17 protein-coding genes are annotated in these 21,842 nt (G+C 72.9%); 5 read left to right on the top strand and 12 right to left on the bottom strand.

Annotation, left to right across the window (positions count from 1 at the left end):
• Positions 1–6 precede the first annotated feature (6 nt).
• Entirely contained in the window at positions 7–792 is a 786-nt protein-coding gene (locus M1P99_RS00190; protein WP_304450659.1) for an alpha/beta hydrolase, read from the bottom strand.
• A gap of 210 nt (positions 793–1,002) precedes the next feature.
• Between M1P99_RS00190 and M1P99_RS00185 the strand changes: the two genes are divergently transcribed.
• Positions 1,003–1,461, top strand: a complete 459-nt coding sequence (locus M1P99_RS00185; protein ID WP_304450658.1) for a hypothetical protein — start codon at positions 1,003–1,005, stop codon at positions 1,459–1,461.
• A gap of 192 nt (positions 1,462–1,653) precedes the next feature.
• A complete protein-coding gene (locus M1P99_RS00180) occupies positions 1,654–2,625 on the top strand; it encodes a bile acid:sodium symporter family protein (protein ID WP_304450657.1) in 972 nt (323 codons plus the stop codon).
• 86 nt (positions 2,626–2,711) lie between these two features.
• Here the strand turns inward: M1P99_RS00180 and M1P99_RS00175 are convergent, their stop codons facing one another.
• The 4 genes from M1P99_RS00175 to M1P99_RS00160 all read right to left on the bottom strand — a co-directional run bounded on the left by M1P99_RS00175 (position 2,712) and on the right by M1P99_RS00160 (position 5,664).
• Complete coding sequence (locus tag M1P99_RS00175; protein ID WP_304450656.1) at positions 2,712–3,131, bottom strand: nuclear transport factor 2 family protein; 420 nt, start codon at positions 3,129–3,131, stop codon at positions 2,712–2,714.
• A 96-nt stretch (positions 3,132–3,227) separates the two neighbouring features.
• Positions 3,228–4,034: an MBL fold metallo-hydrolase gene (locus M1P99_RS00170; RefSeq protein WP_304450655.1), complete on the bottom strand. Its 807-nt coding sequence runs from the start codon at positions 4,032–4,034 to the stop codon at positions 3,228–3,230.
• A 230-nt stretch (positions 4,035–4,264) separates the two neighbouring features.
• Positions 4,265–4,759 carry a MarR family winged helix-turn-helix transcriptional regulator gene (locus tag M1P99_RS00165; RefSeq protein ID WP_304450654.1) on the bottom strand — a complete coding sequence of 165 codons (495 nt, stop codon included), beginning with the start codon at positions 4,757–4,759 and terminating at the stop codon, positions 4,265–4,267.
• 128 nt (positions 4,760–4,887) lie between these two features.
• The gene (locus M1P99_RS00160; protein ID WP_304450653.1) at positions 4,888–5,664 is read right to left on the bottom strand and encodes an SDR family oxidoreductase; all 777 of its coding nucleotides are present in this window, start codon (positions 5,662–5,664) and stop codon (positions 4,888–4,890) included.
• 226 nt (positions 5,665–5,890) lie between these two features.
• Between M1P99_RS00160 and M1P99_RS00155 the strand changes: the two genes are divergently transcribed.
• The 3 genes from M1P99_RS00155 to katG all read left to right on the top strand — a co-directional run bounded on the left by M1P99_RS00155 (position 5,891) and on the right by katG (position 9,232).
• The gene (locus M1P99_RS00155; RefSeq protein WP_304450652.1) at positions 5,891–6,379 is read left to right on the top strand and encodes a glutathione peroxidase; all 489 of its coding nucleotides are present in this window, start codon (positions 5,891–5,893) and stop codon (positions 6,377–6,379) included.
• Positions 6,380–6,535: 156 nt separating this feature from the next.
• A complete protein-coding gene (locus M1P99_RS00150) occupies positions 6,536–6,967 on the top strand; it encodes a Fur family transcriptional regulator (RefSeq protein WP_304450651.1) in 432 nt (143 codons plus the stop codon).
• Positions 6,968–7,006: 39 nt separating this feature from the next.
• Positions 7,007–9,232 (top strand): catalase/peroxidase HPI, encoded by a 2,226-nt coding sequence (gene katG, locus M1P99_RS00145; protein WP_304450650.1) that lies wholly within the window; start codon positions 7,007–7,009, stop codon positions 9,230–9,232.
• Positions 9,233–9,430: 198 nt separating this feature from the next.
• On the opposite strand, the gene M1P99_RS00140 is transcribed toward katG, so the two are convergent.
• The 7 genes from M1P99_RS00140 to M1P99_RS00110 all read right to left on the bottom strand — a co-directional run bounded on the left by M1P99_RS00140 (position 9,431) and on the right by M1P99_RS00110 (position 21,841).
• The gene (locus tag M1P99_RS00140) at positions 9,431–14,911 is read right to left on the bottom strand and encodes a carboxyl transferase domain-containing protein (RefSeq protein ID WP_304450649.1); all 5,481 of its coding nucleotides are present in this window, start codon (positions 14,909–14,911) and stop codon (positions 9,431–9,433) included.
• A gap of 388 nt (positions 14,912–15,299) precedes the next feature.
• On the bottom strand, positions 15,300–15,656 hold the full coding sequence (locus M1P99_RS00135) for a hypothetical protein (RefSeq protein ID WP_304450648.1): 357 nt from the start codon (positions 15,654–15,656) through the stop codon (positions 15,300–15,302).
• 275 nt (positions 15,657–15,931) lie between these two features.
• Positions 15,932–17,350 (bottom strand): NADH-quinone oxidoreductase subunit N, encoded by a 1,419-nt coding sequence (locus M1P99_RS00130; protein ID WP_304450647.1) that lies wholly within the window; start codon positions 17,348–17,350, stop codon positions 15,932–15,934.
• The gene (locus M1P99_RS00125; protein WP_304450646.1) at positions 17,347–18,861 is read right to left on the bottom strand and encodes a NuoM family protein; all 1,515 of its coding nucleotides are present in this window, start codon (positions 18,859–18,861) and stop codon (positions 17,347–17,349) included. Before M1P99_RS00125 ends, M1P99_RS00130 begins: the two co-directional genes overlap by 4 nt.
• A 3-nt stretch (positions 18,862–18,864) precedes the next feature.
• Entirely contained in the window at positions 18,865–20,922 is a 2,058-nt protein-coding gene (locus M1P99_RS00120) for an NADH-quinone oxidoreductase subunit L (RefSeq protein ID WP_304450645.1), read from the bottom strand.
• Positions 20,919–21,281, bottom strand: a complete 363-nt coding sequence (gene nuoK, locus M1P99_RS00115; RefSeq protein ID WP_304450644.1) for an NADH-quinone oxidoreductase subunit NuoK — start codon at positions 21,279–21,281, stop codon at positions 20,919–20,921. The genes M1P99_RS00120 and nuoK overlap by 4 nt, the downstream gene beginning before the upstream one ends.
• The gene (locus tag M1P99_RS00110; RefSeq protein WP_304450643.1) at positions 21,278–21,841 is read right to left on the bottom strand and encodes an NADH-quinone oxidoreductase subunit J; all 564 of its coding nucleotides are present in this window, start codon (positions 21,839–21,841) and stop codon (positions 21,278–21,280) included. Before M1P99_RS00110 ends, nuoK begins: the two co-directional genes overlap by 4 nt.
• Between the last annotated feature and the right edge of the window lies 1 nt (position 21,842).

Genomic DNA, 21,842 nt, shown 5'->3' with positions numbered 1-21,842 from the left:
CCCGGGTCACCGCCGGGGGCCGGACCGGGGATCGTCGGCCACCACCCCGCGGAGCCATTCCTCGCACAGGGACGTCCACGCCCCGGCGGGGGTGCGGCCCTCGGCCAGCCCGAGGCCGTGGCCGCCGGTGGGGAAGACGTGCAACTCGACCGGTACCCGCAGGGCGGCCAGGCGCCGCGTGAGGGAGAGGGTGTGCTCGACCCCGACGAGGTCGTCGTCCGCGCAGTGCCAGAGGAAGGTCGGCGGGGTCTGAGGAACGGCGATCAGCTCGATGGAGACCGCTCGGCGCTTCTCGGGGGTGGAGTCCGGGCCGATGAGCGGGTCCTCGTCCGTGGGGTCCTCCGGTTCGGCCGGGTCGGCGGGGCCGGGCCAGAAGCTGTGCCACGACGTGGCCGCGTAGCAGAGCACCGCGAACGCGGGCCGCTCCTCGTCGGCCGTGTCCGGGCCCGCGGCGAGGTGCGCGGCGAGGTGGCCGCCCGCGGAGAAACCGAGGACGCCGATGCGCGCCGGGTCGACACCGAGCCCCGGTGCCTGCGCACGCGCCTGCCGCATCGCCGCCCGCGCGGAGTCCAGTTGCGCGGGGTGCACGTCCTGCGGCCCCACCGGGTACTCCAGCACCCAGGCCGCGAACCCGAGCCGCGCCAGCCACTCCGTGACGGGCTTGCCCTCGTGCTGGGCGTGGCGCATGTAGCGTCCACCCGGCATGACGATCACCGCCGGGGCGCCCGAGGCCGGGACCGGCACGTCGGTTCGGGGCGGGTGGAACGTCAGCGGCGTCGCATCGTGGCTCATGACCGGAGAGTCTGCCACCCGCCGTCGTACCCGCCAACGGTTCGATACACATCATCGTCGAGCACCTCCGCCTCGAAGGGGGGCGGTCGCGCCGTCAGCCCTGTGTCGGACCGCTGCTGGACCGGGGCCACGGGGTCCGAGCCCCCGGAGCGTCGGCCGATGTCGCGGAACCGCCTCCACGGCCGTGTCCGGCGTGCGAGGATCTGGGCCATGGCAGACCCCGTCCCGCTCCGTGAGAGCGTCGCGATCGACCGCCTCGCCGATGACATGAAGCACGAACGCGTCTACGTGCTGTGCCCCAACCGCTTCTGGGCCTCCGTCCTCACCGGCGTCGACGGCGGCACGTTCTTCCTGCCCACACCGCTCGGCCTGGTGTTCGTGGAGGCCACGGACACCGACGCGATGTGGGCCGTCGTCGACTCCCTCCCGCGCCCCCTCGTGGCCGGCGAGTGCGTCCTGACCTGGCCGCGCACACGCGAGGGCCGCGACGCGCTCGTCTCGGCCGGGATCGACACCACCCCCGCCCCGCAGGACGCGGGCGAGCTGCCGCTGCTGCTGTTCGCCGAGGAGGGCGGCCGCGAGCGCATGCCCAAGCTCCTCAACGACGCGCTGTCGATGTACCGCCCCATCTCGGCCGCCCGCATCCGGGCGCGCGCCCGTCACACCTGAGGCGCGCTCGTGGGGTGACCGCGAAGACGCACCGGCACCCCGCGGACCGGGGCGCACGCGCGGACCGGTCCCGGACGGAAGCCGCCGTCAGGGCGGAAGTTACGCTGGTGCGCGCGGTGTCGACCGGCTTCGGCGGCAACCGCCCGGGGCGCGCTGCCCGCCGTCCCGGAGCACCTCTCTGGAAGTAGCACCATGACGGTCATCAAGAGCATCGCCGACGTCGTCGGCCGGTGGTTCGCCCTACTCGTCCTGGCCGGAGGCGTGGTCGGCCTTCTGGCGCCCGCGCAGACCGCGGCCGTCGCCCCCCACATCCCCCTCCTGCTCGGCGTCATCATGTTCGGCATGGGGCTGACGATGCGCCCCGTGGACTTCGCGATCGTCGCCAAGCACCCCAAGGCCGTGATCCTGGGGGTGCTCGCCCAGTACACGGTCATGCCGCTGCTGGGCTTCGGGATCGCCCACCTGTTCGGACTGCCCCCGATGCTCGTGGTGGGCATGGTGCTGGTCGGTGCCGCGCCCGGCGGAACGGCGTCCAACGTCATCGTCTACCTCGCCCGCGGCGACGTCGCGCTGTCGGTGGCCATGACGTCGGTCTCCACCCTGCTCGCGCCGGTCCTCACCCCGCTGATCGTCCTCGGCCTGGCCGGGTCCACGCTGCCGGTATCCGCAGGCGACCTGTTCCTGTCGATCGTGCAGATGGTGCTCGTCCCGGTCGTGGCGGGTCTGTTGCTGCGCCGCTTCGCCACCCGGGCGGTCGAGGCCGTCCTGCCCGCCCTGCCGCTGGTGTCGGTGACCGGCATCGTCGTGGTGGTCGCCGCGGTCGTGGGCGCCAACGCCGACGCGGTGCTGAGCACCGGGCTGCTGCTGGGCCTGGCCGTGGTCCTGCACAATCTGCTGGGCTTGGGGATCGGCTACGCGGCGGGGGCTGTCGGCAAGGTGCCCGAGTCCGCCCGGCGCGCCGTGAGCATCGAGGTCGGCATGCAGAACTCCGGCCTGGCGGCGGCGCTGGCCACCGCCCACTTCGCTCCACTGGCCGCCCTGCCCGGCGCCCTGTTCTCGGTGTGGCACAACGTGTCCGGCGCGATCGTGGCCGGCTTCTGGGCGCACCGGGTTCCCCAGGACGCGCCCCCGGACCGCGACACCGAGTCCGCCGCCCGGAGCTGACGCGCCGCTGCGGAGCCCACGGCCCCACCGGATGGTCCGGTCCGGGATCGGACGGTGACCAGGCCCCGCCCGCCCGGCGCCGCGCCTCAGTCCGACATCGCCTCGCGGACTTTGGCGGTGTCCACGAACTGCTCGAAGCGCACGATGCGGCCGCCGCGGACGATGAAGTGGTGGGCGACGCGGACGTCGATGTCCTTGGCGGTGGCCTTGTTGGTGGCCGTGTAACGGGCCAGGACCACGACGTTCTCGCCGTCGACGACGTAGGTGTCGTCGTGGGCGGTCCAGCCGTCCCAGTCTCTGCCCAGCCGCTCCATCACCCCGGAGGTGACGCCGCCGGGGGTCCGGTAGGTGCCGGCCAGGGGGAAGCCCGCCATCTCCGTCCACTCCACGTCGTCGGCCAGGGTGGCCCGCAGGGCTTCGAGGTCGCCGTTGGCGGAGGCGATGTACTGGCGCCGCACCACGTCGGCGGGGGCGGTGGAGGTGCAGAAGCCGGTGGGCTCGGTCATGGCAGGCCTTTCTGGTCCGGTGCGGTGTGTGGGCGGGCCGCAGGTCCGGGGCCGGTGCCCACGGGCCCCGGCCCCGGGCGGCGCGGGAGGGTCGGCTCAGCCCCAGGACATCTCGCCCTTGGCGACCTTCGCCCCGAGCTGGGCCGCGATGAGCATGCCCGAGTCCGGGTAGAGGGCGACCATGGCGTTGGTCAGGTCCTCGCCGCTGTCGGCCTTGTCGAGTTCGGCCTCGAACGCGGTGAGGTAGTCGCGGGTGTAGGCGATCGGGCTCGCGTCGAGGGTGCCGGTGGGCAGCCGGTGGCCGGGGACGGCGAAGGCGGGTTCCAGGGCCGACATCTCGTCGAGCACCTCGATCCACACGGCACGGTCCCCGGGCTCGGCGGTGTCGGCCACCCAGACGTGCTCGTCCTGGAAGAGCAGTACGCCGCCGACGATCGCCCGCTGGTCGGCCTGCCACAGGTAGTGGCGGTCGGCCAGGCCCGGGCGGCCGCCCCGGAGCTGGAACACGTGGCCCTCGAAGGTGATGTCACCGTTCAGCTCGGCCATCTCGACCAGGCGGGTCGGGCGGTTGGCGCCCACGGCCTCCCACGCCTTGAGCTTGCCCTCGTAGGACTCCTTGATGTGCTCGATGACCAGGGGGGTGGCGACGATCTCGGCCGCGGGGAAGGCGTCGGCGAGCACCTCGGCGCCCCAGTAGAAGTCGGGGTCGGCGTGGCTGACGAAGACCTTGGTCAGCTCTTTGCCGGAGTCGAGGACCTCGGCGGCCAGGCGGTGGCCGTCCGCCCGGGTGAATCCGGCGTCGATGAGGAAGGCCTGCTCCTCACCGGTGATCAGCGTGGCCGTCTTGTTCTTGGAACCGGCGGGGAAGTCCAGGTCGAGGACCTTGTAGTCGAGCGTGCTCACGGTGGGGCCTTTCGTCCGGCGGAGAACGGGTGACGGGAGCGGGTCCCTCGGCCGCGGTGCCCGGTTCCCGGGAGCAGGGCCTCGGGCCCTCCGGGTGCGGGTCCGCGTACCGCGGGCCTTCTCCTGAGAGAACAGTATCTGACTCATCAGGTATTCCCCCGTACATCCGCCGTGTCGGGGCGGCCTCCACCGGGGGTGCGCCGTCCTGGTCCCGGGCGGGGCCCGGGGCCTCAGTGCAGGCGGGGCAGTGCCTCGCTCGCCGTCACACTCACTGTCCGCAGGTCCCGCGCGAACCGTTCCCGGTGCTCCTCGGGCAGCGGGTCGAGCAGGTACCGCTGCACGTTCCGCGCGTGCAGGCGGGCGGCCCGCACCGCGGTCTCCTCCCCGAGCGGAGTCAGTCTGACCAGCCGCCCCCGGCGGTCCTCCGGATTCTCCTCGCGGGACACCAGGCCCGCCGCCACCATCCGGTCCACCAGCCGGGTCACCCCGCCCGTGGTCAGGACCCGTTCCTGTGCGATGGCACCCATCGACAGGCCCGCCCCCTGGGCCCGGCTCAGGATCAGCAGCACCTCGAACACCACGTGACTGATCCCGAACTCCTTCTCCAGCTCCCGGCCCAGGATGTACTCCAGCCGGTTCGCGGCCCCCTGCAACCGGCCGAACGCCAGTACCAGCGGGTCGTTCGCCGCCTGCTCGGCGGTCGTGATCCGCGCGTCTCCCGTCACCGGTCCACCCCTCTCGCCTCGGTTCTGGCGCGGACGCGCCAGCGCCCATCATCCCGCGCGGCCCGGCGCCGGCGGGCCGCGAGGCTCCCCCGCCCCGCCCGCGGCGGGGGAGCGACCGGTCCGGCGGGTCACATCCCGTTGGCCGTGGTGGCGATGCCCCCGTCCACGGGGATGACGGCTCCGGTGACGTAGGAGCCCGCCCGACCGGCCAGGTAGACCGCGGTGCCCGCCATGTCGTCGTCCCGGCCGATGCGGCGCAGCGGCGCCGCCTGGGCGATGTGGTCGCCGAAGGCGTCCAGCGTGCTCTCCATCATCTTCGACGGGAAGGGCCCGGGCGCGACCGCGTTGACGGTGATCGCCTTGGGGCCCAGCTCCCGTGCCAGGTGCCGGGTCAGTTGGTGGACGGCGGCCTTGCTGGAGGAGTAGGCGTAGGTGGGCAGGTCCGGGACGTGGATGCCGTCGATGCTGCCGACGTTGATGACGCGCGCGGGGTCGTCGGGCGTGGCCGCGGCCTCCAGCGCGGGCAGGAAGGCGCGCACGAGGAAGAAGGGCGACTTCAGGTTCAGGTCGAGGACCTTGTCCCAGGCCGACTCGGGGAAGGTCTCCAGCGGTTCGCCCCAGGTGGCGCCCGCGTTGTTCACCAGGATGTGCACCTCGGGTGCCTGGGCGGTGACCTCGGCCGCGAGCCGCCGGCACTCGTCCTCGGACGACAGGTCGGCGGGGACGGCGTGCACCTCGCCGTACTGGGACAGTTCGGCTCGGGCCTGCTCGCAGGCGTCGGCCTTGCGGGAGCTGATCCACACGCGGGCTCCGGCCTGGAGCAGTCCGCGGGCCATCATCATCCCGATTCCGCGGCTGCCGCCCGTGACGACGGCGTTCTTCCCGGTCAGATCGAACAGGTCCATTCCAGTTCCTCCTACGACGGTGTGAGGGGAGGCTAACGGAACCGGCCGGTCGCCGCCGACGGTGGGGGATCGGGTGTGGCGGACCGGGGCGGCCGGCGCCCCTCCCGTCGTCTGGTCCCCGCCCCACCGCCGGGCCCGCTGCGCCGGTCGGGTTCGGCTTCGTCGTCCGTGCCTGAGACAGTGTGGCCCGACCACCGACGCCACCGACACCACCGAGGAGTCATGTATGGACCTGTACGACATCCCGCTGCGGACCCTGTCCGGAGAGACCACGTCGCTGTCCGAGTACCGCGGGCGCGCCCTGCTGATCGTGAACGTCGCCTCCAAGTGCGGGCTCACGCCGCAGTACCAGGGCCTGGAGCGGCTGCACGAGCAGTACCGGGACCAGGGGCTCACCGTGCTGGGCGTGCCCTGCAACCAGTTCATGGGACAGGAGCCCGGTACGTCGGAGGAGATCGCCACCTTCTGCTCCACGACCTACGGCGTCACGTTCCCGCTGCTGGAGAAGACCGACGTCAACGGTGAGGCGCGCCACCCGCTGTACGCGGAACTCGTGACCGCCTCCGACGCGGCGGGCGAGGCCGGCGACGTGCAGTGGAACTTCGAGAAGTTCCTCGTGGACACCGAGGGGCGGGTCGCCGGCCGGTTCCGCCCGGCTACCGAGCCCGAGTCGGAGGAGATCGTGTCCGCGGTCAAGGCGCTCCTGCCGGGCTGACCGCCGGTGCGGGCCGGGCCGGCGGTCAGCCCGGCCCGCATCTCCGTGGACCGGCTCTGATCAGGGCGTTCGCGGTGGGAGCGTGGAACTTGGCGAGCCATGTCGGATTCGCCCAAAGATTTGACTTGATCCAGAAAAGGCGGCAGACTTCGAGCCATGACAACCCCTTCGGATTTCGAGCGAATGTTGCGCGAGTCCGCTCTGCGGGTGACCAGCCCTCGACTGGCCGTGCTCTCCGCCGTGCACGAGAATCCGCACGCGGACACGGAGTCGATCATCGGTGTGGTGCGCTCGCGCCTCGGCACCGTGTCCGACCAGGCCGTCTACGACGTCCTGCGGGCACTCACCGGCGCGGGCCTGGTGCGACGCATACAGCCGCAGAACTCCGTGGCCCGCTACGAGACGCGGGTCGGGGACAACCACCACCACGTCGTGTGCCGGTCGTGCGGTGCCATCGCCGACGTCGACTGCGCCGTCGGTCACGCACCGTGCCTGAACGCCTCGCACGACCACGGCTTCGTCATCGACGAGGCCGAGGTCGTCTACTGGGGCGTCTGCGCGGACTGCTCCGACACACCGAGTTCCTGATACAGCCAGTTCACTCCTCCCTGCTCCGGAAGGACACCGATGTCTGAAAGCCACGAAGCAGTCTCCGACACCGCGAAGACGGAAGCCGCGGGCGGCTGTCCGGTCGCACACGGACGCGCTCCGCACCCCACCCAGGGCGGCGGCAACCGCGGCTGGTGGCCCAACCAGCTCAACCTGAAGATCCTGGCCAAGAACCCGGCCGTGTCGAACCCGCTCGGTGAGGGCTTCGACTACGCCGAGGCGTTCAAGGCCCTCGACCTGGACGCCGTGAAGGCCGACATCGCCCAGGTCCTCTCGGACTCCCAGGACTGGTGGCCGGCCGACTTCGGGCACTACGGCCCGCTCATGATCCGCATGGCGTGGCACAGCGCCGGCACCTACCGGTCGCACGACGGCCGCGGCGGCGGCAGCGCCGGCCAGCAGCGCTTCGCCCCGCTGAACAGCTGGCCCGACAACGTCAACCTGGACAAGGCCCGCCGTCTGCTGTGGCCGGTCAAGAAGAAGTACGGCCAGAACATCTCCTGGGCCGACCTCATGATCCTCACCGGCAACGTCGCGCTGGAGTCCATGGGCTTCAAGACCTTCGGCTTCGGCGGCGGTCGCGAGGACGTGTGGGAGCCCGACGAGGACGTCTACTGGGGTCCCGAGACCACGTGGCTCGACGACCAGCGCTACACGGGCGACCGTGACCTGGAGAAGCCGCTGGCCGCGGTCCAGATGGGCCTCATCTACGTCAACCCCGAGGGCCCCAACGGCAACCCGGACCCGCTGGCCGCGGCTCGCGACATCCGCGAGACCTTCGCCCGCATGGGCATGAACGACGAGGAGACCGTCGCCCTCATCGCGGGCGGCCACACCTTCGGCAAGACCCACGGCGCGGCTCCGGACTCCAACCTGGACGCCGAGCCCGAGTCCGCCGGCCTGGAGATGCAGGGCCTGGGCTGGAAGAACAACCACGGCACCGGTAAGGGCGCCGACACGATCGGCTCGGGCCTGGAGGTCACCTGGACCACCACGCCCGCCCAGTGGAGCCAGGGCTTCTTCAAGAACCTGTTCGAGTTCGAGTACGAGCTCACCACGAGCCCGGGCGGCGCCAACCAGTGGGTCGCCAAGGACGCCGAGGAGATCATCCCCGACGCCCACATCCCCGGCAAGAAGCACAAGCCGACCATGCTCACCACCGACCTGTCGCTGCGCGTCGACCCGGTCTACGAGCAGATCTCGCGCCGCTTCTACGAGGACCACGAGGCGTTCGCGGACGCGTTCGCCCGCGCCTGGTACAAGCTGACCCACCGCGACATGGGCCCGAAGGTGCGCTACCTCGGCCCGGAGGTCCCGGAGGAGACGCTGATCTGGCAGGACCCCCTGCCCGCGCAGGAGGGCGAGGTCATCGGCGCCGCGGAGATCGCCGCGCTCAAGGCCAAGGTCGCCGAGTCCGGTCTGACCGTCTCCCAGCTGGTGTCCACGGCGTGGGCCTCGGCGTCCACCTACCGTGACAGCGACAAGCGCGGCGGCGCCAACGGTGCCCGCATCCGCCTCGAGCCGCAGATCGACTGGGAGGTCAACAACCCGGCCGAGCTGCGCGGCGTGCTCAACACGCTGGAGAGCATCGCGGTCGAGTTCAACGCCTCCTCGGACAAGAAGGTCTCGCTCGCCGACCTGATCGTCCTGGCCGGCGGCGTGGGCGTGGAGCAGGCCGCCAAGGCGGCCGGCCACGAGGTCGAGGTGCCCTTCACCCCGGGCCGTGTCGACGCCACGCAGGAGCAGACCGACCCCGGTCAGTTCGCCTTCCTCGAGCCGGTCGCCGACGGCTTCCGCAACTACTACGGCAAGGGCAACAGCCTCCCGGCCGAGTACCTGCTGCTCGACAGGGCGAACCTGCTCGGCGTGAGCGCGCCCGAGATGACCGTCCTGGTGGGTGGCCTGCGCGTGCTGGGCACCAACTACGACGGTTCGGACGTGGGCGTGTTCACCGAGCACCCGGGCGCGCTGACGAACGACTTCTTCGTCAACCTGCTCGACCTGGGAACCGACTGGACCCCGACCGGTGAGACCTCCGAGACGTCGCAGACGTTCGTGGCCAAGGACGACTCCGGTGCGGTCACGTGGACCGGCAGCCGTGTCGACCTGCTGTTCGGCTCGAACTCCGAGCTGCGCGCGGTGGCCGAGGTCTACGCCTCCGACGACGCGAAGGAGAAGTTCGTCCAGGACTTCGTGGCCGCGTGGAACAAGATCATGAACGCGGACCGCTTCGACCTCGTCTGATCCGCCTGACGGACCCGTAGGCATCCCGGATCTTGGAGCCGGCCCGACCGTGATGGTCGGGCCGGCTCTCGTCGTTGCGGGGGCGGGCACGCCGACCGGGGGACACCGGGAGGGCGCCGCCACGAGTGCTCGGGCCGAAGCGGTGGCACGGGCGGGGGCCGGTCGCGGTGTGTCCGCGACCGGCCCCCGCCCCCGGCGCTACCGCTTCAAGCCGCGCTCGATCGCCTCGATGATCCGCGGCCGCATCTCGGCGGCGCTGATGATCGCGTCCACCGACCCGACCTCGACCGCACGCTGGATGCTGTGCACCGCGTCGAACTCCGCGGCGACCTCGCCGAGCTTCTCCGCCCGGACCGAGGACTGGACCTCGGCCAGCTCCGCGTTGAGCGCGGCGCGCTCGGCGCCGCTGGTCTCCGAGACCCGCGCCTGCAGCTCCGTCACCCGCTCGTCGGTCGCGGTGCGGTTGTTCACCTCACCGGAGAACACCACGGCCGCGGCCGGGGCCCCGCCGAGCACCGACGCGAACGAGCCCTCCAGCGCCAGCACGGTCATGTTCGGGTTGAGCGCCTTGGAGAAGACCACGAACGCGCCGCCGTGGTAGCGGGAGATCACGCAGAAGACGATCGGGCCCTGGAAGTTGACGATCGCCCGGCCGATCTCCGCGCCGTACTCCAGCTGCAGGTTGCGCATGGACTCCGGCGAGCCGTCGAACCCGGACAGGTTCGCCAGCACGACCAGCGGCCGGTTGCCCGAGGCCGCGTTGATCGCCCGCGCGGTCTTCTTCGACGACCGCGGGAACAGCGTGCCCGCGGTGTAGGAGTCCGGGCCGTCGGTGGGCGGGAAGCCGCGGCGTGCCACCGACCGCGACTCGATACCGACCAGGCACACCGGGCGTCCGCCGATGTGCACGTCCTGCACCGCCGAGGTGTCGGCGTCGGCCATGCCCGCCCAGCGCTCCAGCACCGGGTGGTCCTGGTCGGACAGGGCACGCATCACCGTACGGATGTCGAAGGGCTTCTTGCGGTCCGGGTTGTGCTCCGCGGAGAAGATCTCCCCGACGGTGGTGAAGTCGCTGTCGGCGATCTTGTGCGGGAACTCCGAGACGTCGCGGTCGAGCGGGTCGCTCGTCCCCGCCTGGCGCGGGTCGGTCTCGCCGGGCACGACGTAGGTGTGGTCGTAGTGCGACATCAGCACGTCGCGGGCGGCCGGCAGGTTGGGCGCCCAGTACTGCGCCTGGCCGTTGGGGCCCATGACGCGGTCGTAGCCGCCGATACCGAAGTTGTCCTCGGCCGAGACACCGCCGGAGAAGTCCAGCGACTGCTTGCCGGTGAGCACCATCGCCGAGTCCGGCGTCATCACCAGGATGCCCTTGGTGTGCATGAGCATCGTCGCCTCGGCGTTCCAGTACGGCTGGGCGCCGACGGTGATCCCGGCGACCACGATGTTGATCTCGCCGCCGTCCTGGGTGAACTCCACGATCCGCTTGAGCGCGGACGCGACCCAGTCCATGTTCTCGGTGCCCGAGGACATGGAGATCCGCGCGCCCGCGGAGAGGGCGAACCACTCCAAGGGGACCCGCATCCGCTCGGCGAGGTCGATCGCGGCGATCACCCGGGAGCACTCCGGCTCCGAGAGCGCGCCCAGCGCCTTGGTCGGGTCGCCGAGCAGCACCACGCGGGTGACGCCCTCGGGGTGGCGCTCGGTCGGGGTCGTGACGACGCCCGCCACGATCGCCGCCGAGTTGCGCCCCTTGGGCCGGTCCACCGGCACCAGCAGGCCGTTCTCGTCCAGGTCGTGCTCGACGAAGCCGCCCCGCGGGCCGGCCAGCATGCCGGTCAGCTCGTAGGGGTAGGCGGTGCCGCGCCGGGCGGCGCGGAGCACCTTGAGGCGGTAGTCGTCCAGCGGGAGCACCGGTTCGGTCGACGGTTTGTCGACGTGCAGGCGCGCGCCGTGCCCCGGGTCGAACGTGATCCGCACGGCGACCTCGGTCAGCTCACCGGAGGCGGTGCGCTGGCGCGCCACGAACTGGACCTCCTCCAGCCCGGCGCCGGCCGTGGTCGGCAGGATGCGCTGGACCAGCGCGTCGAGCTCGTCCAGGCTCAGCTCGGTCGGCGGCCAGACGTACATCATGATCCGGTTGGTGTCGAACCGCTTGTTGCGCGGCCGCCGCGCCTGGATGTTGCGGATCGAGTCCAGGCACGCGGTGATGGTGTCCTCCACCGCGGGCAGCGCGATCAGGCGCCCCTCGGCGTCGCGCAGCGGCGTCAGGTCGCGGACCTGGCCCAGCGCGAACAGCCGCTCGTCGGCGGGGTTGCTGTGCGCCACGGCCCTGAACAGGTAGATCTCCTCGTCCGCCGAGGGCAGGCGCGTGAGATCGAACTCCCGGAGGCGCTCCAGCTGCAGCTTCCGCGCGATCTGCGGGTGCAGGCCGCGGATGAGCCGGTCCTCCGCCAGGGCCCCGTCCTGGGAACGGAAGGTGAAGTGGTGGTGCATCACCGCGCCGTTGGTCCCGGCCACGGTGGTGGTCACCCGCACCACGTTCGCGGGAAGCGGGTGGTCGGCGAGGATCTGGCCGAGGCGCAGCGCCATGGCGTCGGCGTCAGGCTGCCCCTCCCAGGTGAGGTACAGGTCGGCCACCATGCCGTGCCCGGTGTCCCGCGCGGCGACCGCGCCGATCGCGGCGATGGCGTCGGGCAGCGCGCCGATGTCGACGGCGGTGGCGGCCACCCCGGTCACACCGTCGGAGCCGGTGTGGCGCGCGGTGACCAGGGGGCAGCCCGTGACCTCGCTCGCGGTGACCTCGGACAGGCCGCGGTTGCCGTAGTAGCGGCGGGTCAGCACCTCCAGCAGCGCCGAGTGGTCGCGCCCGGACCGGCCGATGCGCTGGCCGATGAGCCGGACGAGCGGCTCGGAGCTGGCCACCATCGACTGGATCCGCTCGGCGCGGTCGGCCGCCCGCGGGTCGCGGTCCAGGTGGCGCAGGTCGTCGCGCACGGCGGCGTAGACCTTGGCGCGGTTGCGGCGCAGCAGCGGCTGGGTGAACCAGCGGAACACCACGCCGCGGGCCAGGTCCGACACCGTGGGGAAGCGCACCTGGGTGGCCTCGACCACGTGTTCCAGGGCGAGGCCGACGGGCTCGCTGAGCGAGTCGACGGGCGGGGCGTCGTCCAGCCACCGCAGGAGCAGCTCAGAGGCCACGGCGACGTGGGCGCTCATCTGCTGCTGGGCGAGGAAGATCCGGAAGACCGCGGCCTCCAGCTCCGGCGTGCGGTCCAGCCCGGTGACACCGTAGTGGGCCAGGACCCTGGTGAGCTTGGCCTGGAAGCTCTCGCTGAGCCCGGCGCGCTCGGCGTCCAGGCTCTGCAGGTAGCTGTGGAAGTACTCGCGCGGGCTGTGCACCTGGGAGTCGGGTGTGGCGTCGGGCTCGCCGCCGGGCTTGTTGCGGCTCAGCTCGGACAGGTCGGCGAACACGGTGAGCAGGTCCAGCTCACCCGCCAGCGGCGACGTGCCCAGCTCGGCGCGCGCGGCCAGGTAGTCCGACAGCATGTCCTTGCGGACCTCGGGAGTGGCGTCGAAGCCCAGGAACAGGCTGCGCAGGTCCTGCAGACCGCGCTCGACCCGCTCGGCCGCGGACACCGACGGCACCGCGGGCAGCTCGATCTCGACGGTCTCGACGGCCGCCTCGGCGGTCTCGTCGCCCTCGTCGGGCAGCGGCTCGAGCCGCATCAGCGGCGCGCCGGTCTCGATCTGGCTGCCCACCGACACCGGGCACTCGCGGACGCGGGCGCGGAACGGCGCGCGCAGCACCGTCTCCATCTTCATGCTCTCCAGCACCAGGATGGGCGCGCCGGACTCCACGGCGTCGCCGACCGCCAGCGGTGTGGCCACGACCAGCGCGGGCGCGGGCGAGCGGACGACGCCGCCCTCGTCGCGGCTGATCCGGTGGGTGACGCCGTCGACCTCGACGAGGTGGATCGGGCCGTGGGTGGCCGAGACCACGCGGAACCGGTCGCCGTTGACCACGATCTGGCCGCTGTGGGCGTCGAACCGCTCGACCTCGACGTCGGCGGGGTGCGTGTCGCCGCCGCCGGAGACGCCGACCCGGAAGCGCTGGTCGCCCAGGCGCGCCACGCTCACCCGGTAGCCCACACCGCGGAGCTTGAGGTCCAGCGGACGGCCCGGGTCGTGCTGGACCTGCGGGCGGCCGCCGTGCGCGGTGGACAGCAGCTGGGTGCGGCTGATCTCCTCCTCGTCCTGGTAGGCCTCGATGGCGGCCGCGGCCAGGGCGATGGCGGAGTGGCGGTGGTCGACCAGGCGGCCCTCGGAGCGCACCCGGTCGATCCATCCGGTGTCGGCGCTGCCGTCGATGACCTCGGGCTGGTCGAGCAGGTCGAGCACGAAGCTCTTGTTGGTCGCGCCGCCCTCGATGATCACGGTGGTCTCGGACATCGCGCGGCGCAGCCGGCCCAGGGCCTGGTCGCGGTCGCGGCCGTAGGCGATGACCTTCGCGATCATCGAGTCGAAGTCGGCCGGGATCTCGTCGCCCTCGCGCACACCGGTGTCCACGCGGATGCCGGGGCCGGTCGGCAGCGCCAGGCGGGCGATCCGTCCGGGGGAGGGGGCGAAGTCGCGGTCGGGGTCCTCGGCGTTGAGCCGGGCCTCGACGGCGTGGCCGCTCTCCTGCGGCAGCGGGCCCTCCAACCGGCCGCCGTCCGCCACGTGCAGCTGGAGGCGGACCAGGTCGGTGCCGGTGGTGAGCTCGGTGATCGGGTGTTCGACCTGGAGCCGGGTGTTGACCTCCAGGAAGGCGAACAGCTTCTCGCCGGGGTGGTAGAGGAACTCGACGGTGCAGGCGCCGCGGTAGCCGACGGCCACGGCCAGCCGCTCGGCGGAGGTCTTGAGCTCGTTGACCTGCTCGTCGTCCAGGACGGGGGAGGCGGACTCCTCGATGATCTTCTGGTTGCGCCGCTGCACCGAGCAGTCGCGCACGCCCAGCGCCCACGCCGTGCCCTGGCCGTCGGCGATGACCTGCACCTCGACGTGCCGGGCGCCGGTGACCAGGCGCTCCAGGAAGACCACACCGGAGCCGAACGCGCGCAGGGCCTCCTGGCTGGTGCGCTCGTAGGCGTCGGCCAGGTCCTCGTGCGAGGTGACCTTGCGGATGCCGCGCCCGCCGCCGCCCGCGGTCGCCTTGAGCATCAGCGGGTAGCCGATCCGCTCACCGGCGCGCAGGGCGTCGTCGAGGGTGGCGACCTCGCCGCGGCTCCACGGCGCGACCGGGACCCCGACCTCCTCGGCGATCAGCTTCGCGCCGATCTTGTCGCCGAGCTTGCGCATGGCCTCCGCGCTGGGACCGATGAAGGTGACACCGATCCGCTCGCACAGTTCGGCGAAGGCCGGGTCCTCGGCGACGAATCCCCAGCCGACCCACGCGGCGTCGGCGCCGGTCTCGACCAGGGCCCGCTCCAGGACGGCGAGGTCGAGGTAGGGCCGGGCCGAGGCCGGGCCCAGCAAGTAGGCGGTGTCCGCTTCGCGCACGAAGGTCGCGGTGCGGTCGGCGTCGGTGTAGAGGGCGACGGTCTCGATCCGCGCCCCTGTTTCCGCCGAGAGGTCCCGGACGGCGTGGATGAGCCGCATGGCGGCCTCTCCACGGTTGACGATCGCAACACGACTGAACATCGACAAAGTCCCCCAAGTCCCAGCACACGGAAGGCGACGCCCGGGCCCTGGACGCCGCCTGCACCTTCTTACACCTTCCTCGGTGCCCGCCTGTTTCAACAATGGGGCGCATCGCCCATCCCGGATCTACTGTGTTGTGGGAACCCCACAAACGATGACCGGACTGCGAGCCCGGGGCGAGACTTCTCACAACCGCGGGCAGCCGTGCCCGCGTCGGATCACCGGGCAGGCCCGGCGGTCCCGGCCCTGGCCGGATCGGGCGCGCCTCCGGCGGGCGCGTCGAGTACCAGCGCCGTCCAGGGCGCCCGGTCCGGGCCGGGGCGATGCCGTGCGTTTCGCCGCAGGGGAGGGCGGGCCGTGGACGGAGGCGGCGCCGTCCGGCTCGCGGTCAGCAGGTATCGACGCCGCCGCGCCCGAGCCGGAGGCGGCGCCGACCGGACCGGGTTTCCACGGCCTCCATCAGGTGGACGAGGAACAGCGACAGCGCGGCGCTCAAGGGGGAGGAGCCGCCCATGGCCTGCTGCGCGTCGTCGGCGGTGCCGCGCAGGTGCCGGCCCAGCGCGTGCGGGTCCACGTGGAGTTCGAGCGGGGGCTCGAAGATCTCTGGAGGGGCGCTCCCACCGAGGTCCCACCCGTTGTGGATCAGGATGGTGGACCGGTCCGGTCCCGCCTGCGCGCGGACCCCTTCGGCGGCGAGCGACGCGATCAGCTCGTCGTACAGCTCCTGGTCCGTGAGGTCGTCCATGGCGCCACCGTGAGGTCCGAGGTGTGCGGGGCACCTACTCTCCTACCCCTTCCCGCGCACGCGGACGCCGGAACGGCCGGACGCCCGGGCCGCACGTCCCGTACGGCTCCAGCGCGGCGGTGCACCGGTCCGGGGCCGTGCGTCACCCACGCGTCGGCGGTGCCCTCACAGGAGGCCGTCCCGGGGCGCCGGGCCCCGGTGTTCCGTGGGCCTGCGGGCGGACGTGTTCCGGTGACCGGGCGGGTGACCGGTCCCGGGTCGGGCCCGGCCACCGCTCAGAGCACGTCCAGGAGCGGTCCCGCCAGGACGCCCATGGCCAGGGTCAGGGCGGCCAGGGTGACGGCGGCCCCGGTGCTCGTCCGCCGGCCGGGCACCGGTCCGGCGTCCGCGCCGGACGTGGTCGGGGCGGGGCGGAAGAGCGGGAACACCCAGCGCAGGTAGTAGTAGACGCTGGCGACGGTGTTGACGGCCGCCAGCACCACCAGCCACACCAGGCCCGCGTCCAACGCCGCGGTGAAAACGGTGAGCTTGCCGACGAACACCGCCGTGGGCGGGGTCCCCACCAGCCCGAGGAGGCAGACCACCAGGGCGAGTGCGAGCCAGGGACGGCGGTGGAAGAGCCCGGCGTACTGCTCCAGGGTCCTGGCCCCGGGCAGGGCGCACACCACGGCGAAGGCGCCGAGGTTGGTCACCAGGTAGGCGCCCAGGTAGAAGAGCAGGCCCGGCCGCGCCAGATCCGCCGTGCCCCCGACCGCCGCCACCGCCATCAGCAGGTAGCCGACCTGGCTGACGGCGGAGTAGGCGAGCAGGCGCCGCGCGTCGGTCTGGAAGAAGGCCCCCAGGTTGCCCAGGGTCATGGACGCCGCCGCGAGCAGGGCGCACAGCAGCGCCCAGTCCAGAGGGCCCTGGGCGACCACCTCGTCGCCCAGCCGGTACAGCGCCACCAGCGCCCCGACCTTGGGGACCGTGGTGACGAAGGCGGCGACGGGGGCGGGCGCGCCCTCGGTGACGTCGGGGACCCAGAAGTGGGCGGGCACACCTCCGGACTTGAAGAGCAGCCCGGCCAGGACCGCGACGACCCCCGCCGCCACCAGGGCGCGCGGTGCCCCCGGCAGGGCGTCGGCCAGCGCCGCGTAGCCGGTCGCCCCCGCGGCGCCGAGCAGCAGCGCGGTGCCGGTGAGCAGCAGGATGCCCAGCATCGCGCCCAGCAGGTAGAACTTCAGGGCGCCCTCGGTACCGTGGGCGTCCTTGGCGAATCCGGTGAGCGCGTACAGCGGGATGCTCGCCAGGAGGTAGGCCGCCGCGAGGACCAGCAGGTCGTCGGCCCCGGCCAGCGCGACCGCGCCCAGGGCGCCGAGCAGCAGCAGGACGTAGGACTCCGACTCCCGGGGATGCCCGGAGAAGGTGTCGCCCGTCAGCAGTACCGTGACCAGGACGCCGGCGAGCACGGCCACGCGCACGGCGTGGGTGCTCACGTCGACGGCGAAGCCGCCGGTGACCACGTCCTCCGCACGGACCCAGGCGGTGAGCGCGGCGGCCAGCGCACCCGGCAGCGCGGCGACCACGCACAGCCGCACGGTCCACTGCCGCCCGCGGGGCGTCCAACTGCCCAGCAGCAGCGCTCCCACCGCCGTGAGCGCCAGCACGAGCTCGGGCACCAGCATCGCCGGATCGACGTGTCCCGCACCGCTCATCGGACCACCAGCGTGACGAGCGCACGGGCGGCGGGTTCGATCGGATCGAGCAGGAACCGCGGGAAGACGCCGATGACCACGGACAGGGCCGTCAGCGGCGCGATCGCCACCAGCTCCCGCGCGGAGAGGTCACCGGTCCGCGCGTGCTCGGGGATCCGGAAGTCGCCGGTGAACACCTGTTGCAGCGCGCGCAGGAAGAGGGCCGCGGTGACGAGGATGCCGAGGAAGGCCAGCGCGGTCGGCACGGGAACGAAGGACAGGCTGCCCGTGAAGATCTGGAACTCGGCGATGAAGCCGGACAGGCCGGGCAGCCCCAGCGAACCGAACGCCGCCACCGAGGTCACCGCCGCCAGGAGCGGCATGGTCCCGGCCAGTCCGCCGTAGGACGCCATCCGGTAGGTGCCGCCCCGGTCGTGGAGCGCGCCCGCCAGTAGGAACAGCGCGCCCGTGAGCAGTCCGTGGCTGACCATCTGGGTGACACTGCCGGTGACGGCGAGGGCGGCGGCACGCGCCTGGTCCGCCGTGGCGAGTCCGGCCGCGCCGAGCCCGAGCAGGATGTAGCCCATGTGGTTGACCGAGGTGTAGGCGACCATCCGCTTGAAGTCGGTCTGGGCGAGTGCCACCAGCGCGCCGTACAGGACCGAGACCACGCCGACGACCACGAACGCCATCGCGTACTCGCGCCAGGCCCCGGGGAGGATCGGCATCGCCACCCGCACGAACCCGTAGGTGCCCATCTTCAGCAGTACACCCGCCAGGATCGCCGAGCCGACCGCGGGCGCGTCGGTGTGCGCCGGGGGCAGCCAGGTGTGGAAGGGCACGGTGGGCGTCTTGATCGCCAGGCCGAGCGCGACGGCCAGCAGGATCAGCCCCGCTGCGGGTCCGCCGCCCTCCAGAGGGGGCCGCCGGGTCAGCTCCACGATGTCGAACGTGTGCGGATCCGCGGCGAGGTAGAGGCCGATGAAGCCCAGGAGCAGGGCCAGCGAGCCGAGGAAGGTGTACAGGAAGAACTGCAGGGCCGAGCGGGCGGCGGGGCCGTGCCCCCACCCGGCGATGACGAAGTACATCCCGACGATCGACAGGTCGAAGAAGACGAAGAACAGCAGCAGGTCCAGGGAACTGAACAGGCCCAGCGAGACGGTCTGCAGGAACAGGAACAGGACCGCGTGGGCGCGTGTCCGACGCCGCTGCCGCAGCGAGTGGACGGCGCAGGCCAGGAAGAGCACCGCCGTCATCGCCAGCAGCGGCAGCGACAGCCCGTCCACCCCGACGTGGTAGCCCGCCCCGACGCTGGGGATCCAGCGCAGGTGCGCCTCGTAGGCGAAGGCGCCGACCGCGCCCTGCCCCGGTCCCACGGCGGTCGGGTAGTACACCCACAGGGCGATGACCAGGGCCAGGTCCAGACCCGCCACCGTGACCCAGGTCCAGGCCACGAGGCTCTCGCGCGGGCGCGGAACCGCGAGCAGCACCACGCCGGCGAACAGGGGTAGGAACACGGCGACGGAGAGCACGCCTCACCTCATCAGGACGAAGACGGTGGCCAGTACGAGGATCGCGACGAGGGCCTGGACGTAGTACTGGTGGAGGAGTCCGGTCTGCGGGCGCAGCGCCCAGGCCGCGGCGGTCCGTGCCGCCGAGGCCACGGCGCCCACCGAACGGTCGGCGGTGGTCTCGACGCGGTCGCGGACCGCGTCGGCGGCCGTCAGGCCCAGGTGCGCGCCCGCGCGCACACCGCCCGCGACGACCCTGTCGTCGAAGGCGGCCAGGCCCCGCGCGGCCGTCAGACCCAGCTCCGCGCCGGCGCGCGCTCCGCCCGCGACGACGCGGTCGTCGAACGCGGCCAGGGACCGCGCGAGCGCCATGGCGGGCCGGACGACGCCGCCGAGGACCAGGCGCTCCAGATCGAGCCAGTCGGCCGCCCACCGGCCGACCGGGCGGACGCGGGGCCCGCCCCCCGCCCGGGGCCCGGACGCGGCTCCGGACCTCCGCCCGGTCCCCGCCCCGGCCGGGCCTTCGGCGCTCACCGGGCCGCGGGCGTAGACCAGACCGGCACCGGCGAGCACCGGGACGCTCACCAGCCCCGACACCGCCATCTCCCAACCCGCGGGGCCCGGCTCGCCCGTGACGTCCAGCAGTGTGCGCCACCAGTGCGCCGACGCGGGCAGGGCGAGCACACCCAGACCCACGGAAGCGGCGGCCAGGGTGACCAGCGGTATCCGTACGGACAACGGCGCCCCCACCGGACGCGGACCGCCGACGGGCGCCCGAGCGTACCCTTCCCCCTGCCCGCCGCCGTCCGGCCGCGACCGGGGGAGGGGCGGCGCCCACACCGCGACCAGGGCCTTCGCCGCGTAGGCGGCGGCGAGCGCCGCGCCCACCAGGCCCATGGCGTACAGGGCGGGCGACTCCTCCAGCGCCGCCGCCAGCACCGTGTCCTTGGCCGCCCAGATCCCGGTCGGGGGCACCCCCGCGACGGCCAGGGCCCCCGCCGTGAAGGCGGCCCCCACCACGGGGTGGCGGCGCGCCGCTCCCCGCAGCCCCGCGAGGTCGCGCGCTCCCAGCGTCACCAGCCACGCCCCGGCGCACAGGAACAGCAGGCTCTTGGCCGCCGCGTGCGCGGTGAACTGCAGGCTCGCGCCCGCCACACCGCCCGCGCCCGCCCCCAGCACGATGAAGCCGACCTGCGCGCAGGTCGAGGCGGCGAGCAGCTGCTTCAGGTCCGACTGCGCCAGCGCCACCGCCCCGAGCAGGATCGCGGTCGCCACCCCCGCCCACGCCACGAGCGGTCCCGCCCATCCCGTGGCCGCCAGCGCGGGCTCCACCCGCACCAGCAGGTAGCCGCCCGCCGCGACCATCGTGGCCGAGTGCAGCAGCGCCGAGACCGGGCTGGGGCCGGCCATCGCGTGCGAGAGCCAGAAACTGAACGGCAGCTGAGCGGACTTGCCGAGCGCGGCCACCACCACCCCGGCCACCGCCGCGTCCCGCCACAGGCCCTCCAGTCCCGCGAGCCCGGAGAGCTGCAGGGCCCCGGCGCCGCCGGCGAGCGCGGCCCCGGCCGCCAGGTACAGGCCCAGGTCGCCCGCACGCGTGGTGAGGAACGCCAGCCCCGCCGATCGGGTCCGGCCGGGCTCGCGCCACCAGTACCCGATGAGGGCGTAGGAGACGGCGCCCATGACCTCCCATGCGGCGAGCAGCACCAGCAGGCCGGTCGCCGTCACCGTGACGAGCATGGCCGCGGCGAAGAGCGACATGAACCCGAAGAAGCGGGCCCGCGCCTGGTCCGCGCCGAGCTCACCGGACGCGAACAGCACCACGGCCAGGAACACCGCGGTGACCGTGAGGACCATGACGGCCGACAGGCCGTCCACCGCCGATCCGGCGGGGATCCCGGCCAGCGCGGCAGTGCTGGCGGCCGGACGCGTCACGGCCACGACCACGCCCAGCCCGAGCCCCACCGCAGCCGAGACCACGGCACACGGCGCGGCGACCGCGTCGGCGCGCCGGCCGGCCACCAGCAGCACCGCACCGGTCAGGGCGGGCAGGGCCACGAGCGCCCACAGCGCCGCGGTCACCGGTCCGGCCCCCACTCCCGGTCACACTCCCGGCCCCGCCCCCGGGCCCGTTCCCGGTCCCCGAGGTCGTCGGCCGAGTCGACCACGTCGATGTCGCGGCTGCGGAAGATCGCCGTGGTGACGGCGAACCCGACCGCCATCTCCACGGCCATCGCGGTGATGGCGACCAGGACGAGCACCTGGCCGTCGGGACGCTCGGGGGAGACGAAGTACCACAGGGCGGCCGCGGCGACGATGACCCCGTTGATCATCAGCTCCAGCCCCATCATGATCATGACGACGGACTGCTGGCTCAGCGCGCCGAACAGCCCCACGGAGAACAGCGCGGCGGCCAGGAGCAGGAACGCTTCCAGGGTCATCGGCCCAGCCCTCCGCCGATCGGGTCGTCGGGGCGGTGGCGGCGCAGGTCGTCGCCGTAGCGGTCGTAGCGCCCGCGCGGGGCCGAGAGCACCACGGAGGCGACCATCGTCGCGAAGAGCACCATCCCCACCAGCATCATGACCAGCATGTGCGGGCCCATGATCGCCTCGGCGAGCAGCAGGGTGGGGTCGGCCGGAGGCGAGCCCTGACGGGCGGGCCAGGGGACGAGGAACACCCCGGAGGCGAGGACGGCGAACGCCACGGCCGCCACCGCGAGGGACCCCGCCTTGTTGTGCACCATGCTCATCGGCATGAGCCCGGCCGGATTCATCATGTACATGACCATGAAGACGACCATCACCATCATCTCCATCACCATCATGAGGATCACCAGAACGCCGAGATAGGACAGCCCCAACAGCAGGAGCGGCACCGCGGCGAACAGGAAGGACGCGAGCAGAGCGAAGGTCGCCCGGGCCATGGAGTCGACCACGAACACCGCGGTCCCCGACGCCACCGCGCCCACGGCGCAGACCACGAACACGACCGTCTCGGCCATC

Source organism: Nocardiopsis sp. YSL2, from assembly GCF_030555055.1.
GTDB lineage: Bacteria > Actinomycetota > Actinomycetes > Streptosporangiales > Streptosporangiaceae > Nocardiopsis.
This window is presented reverse-complemented; position numbering and strand designations above follow the sequence as displayed.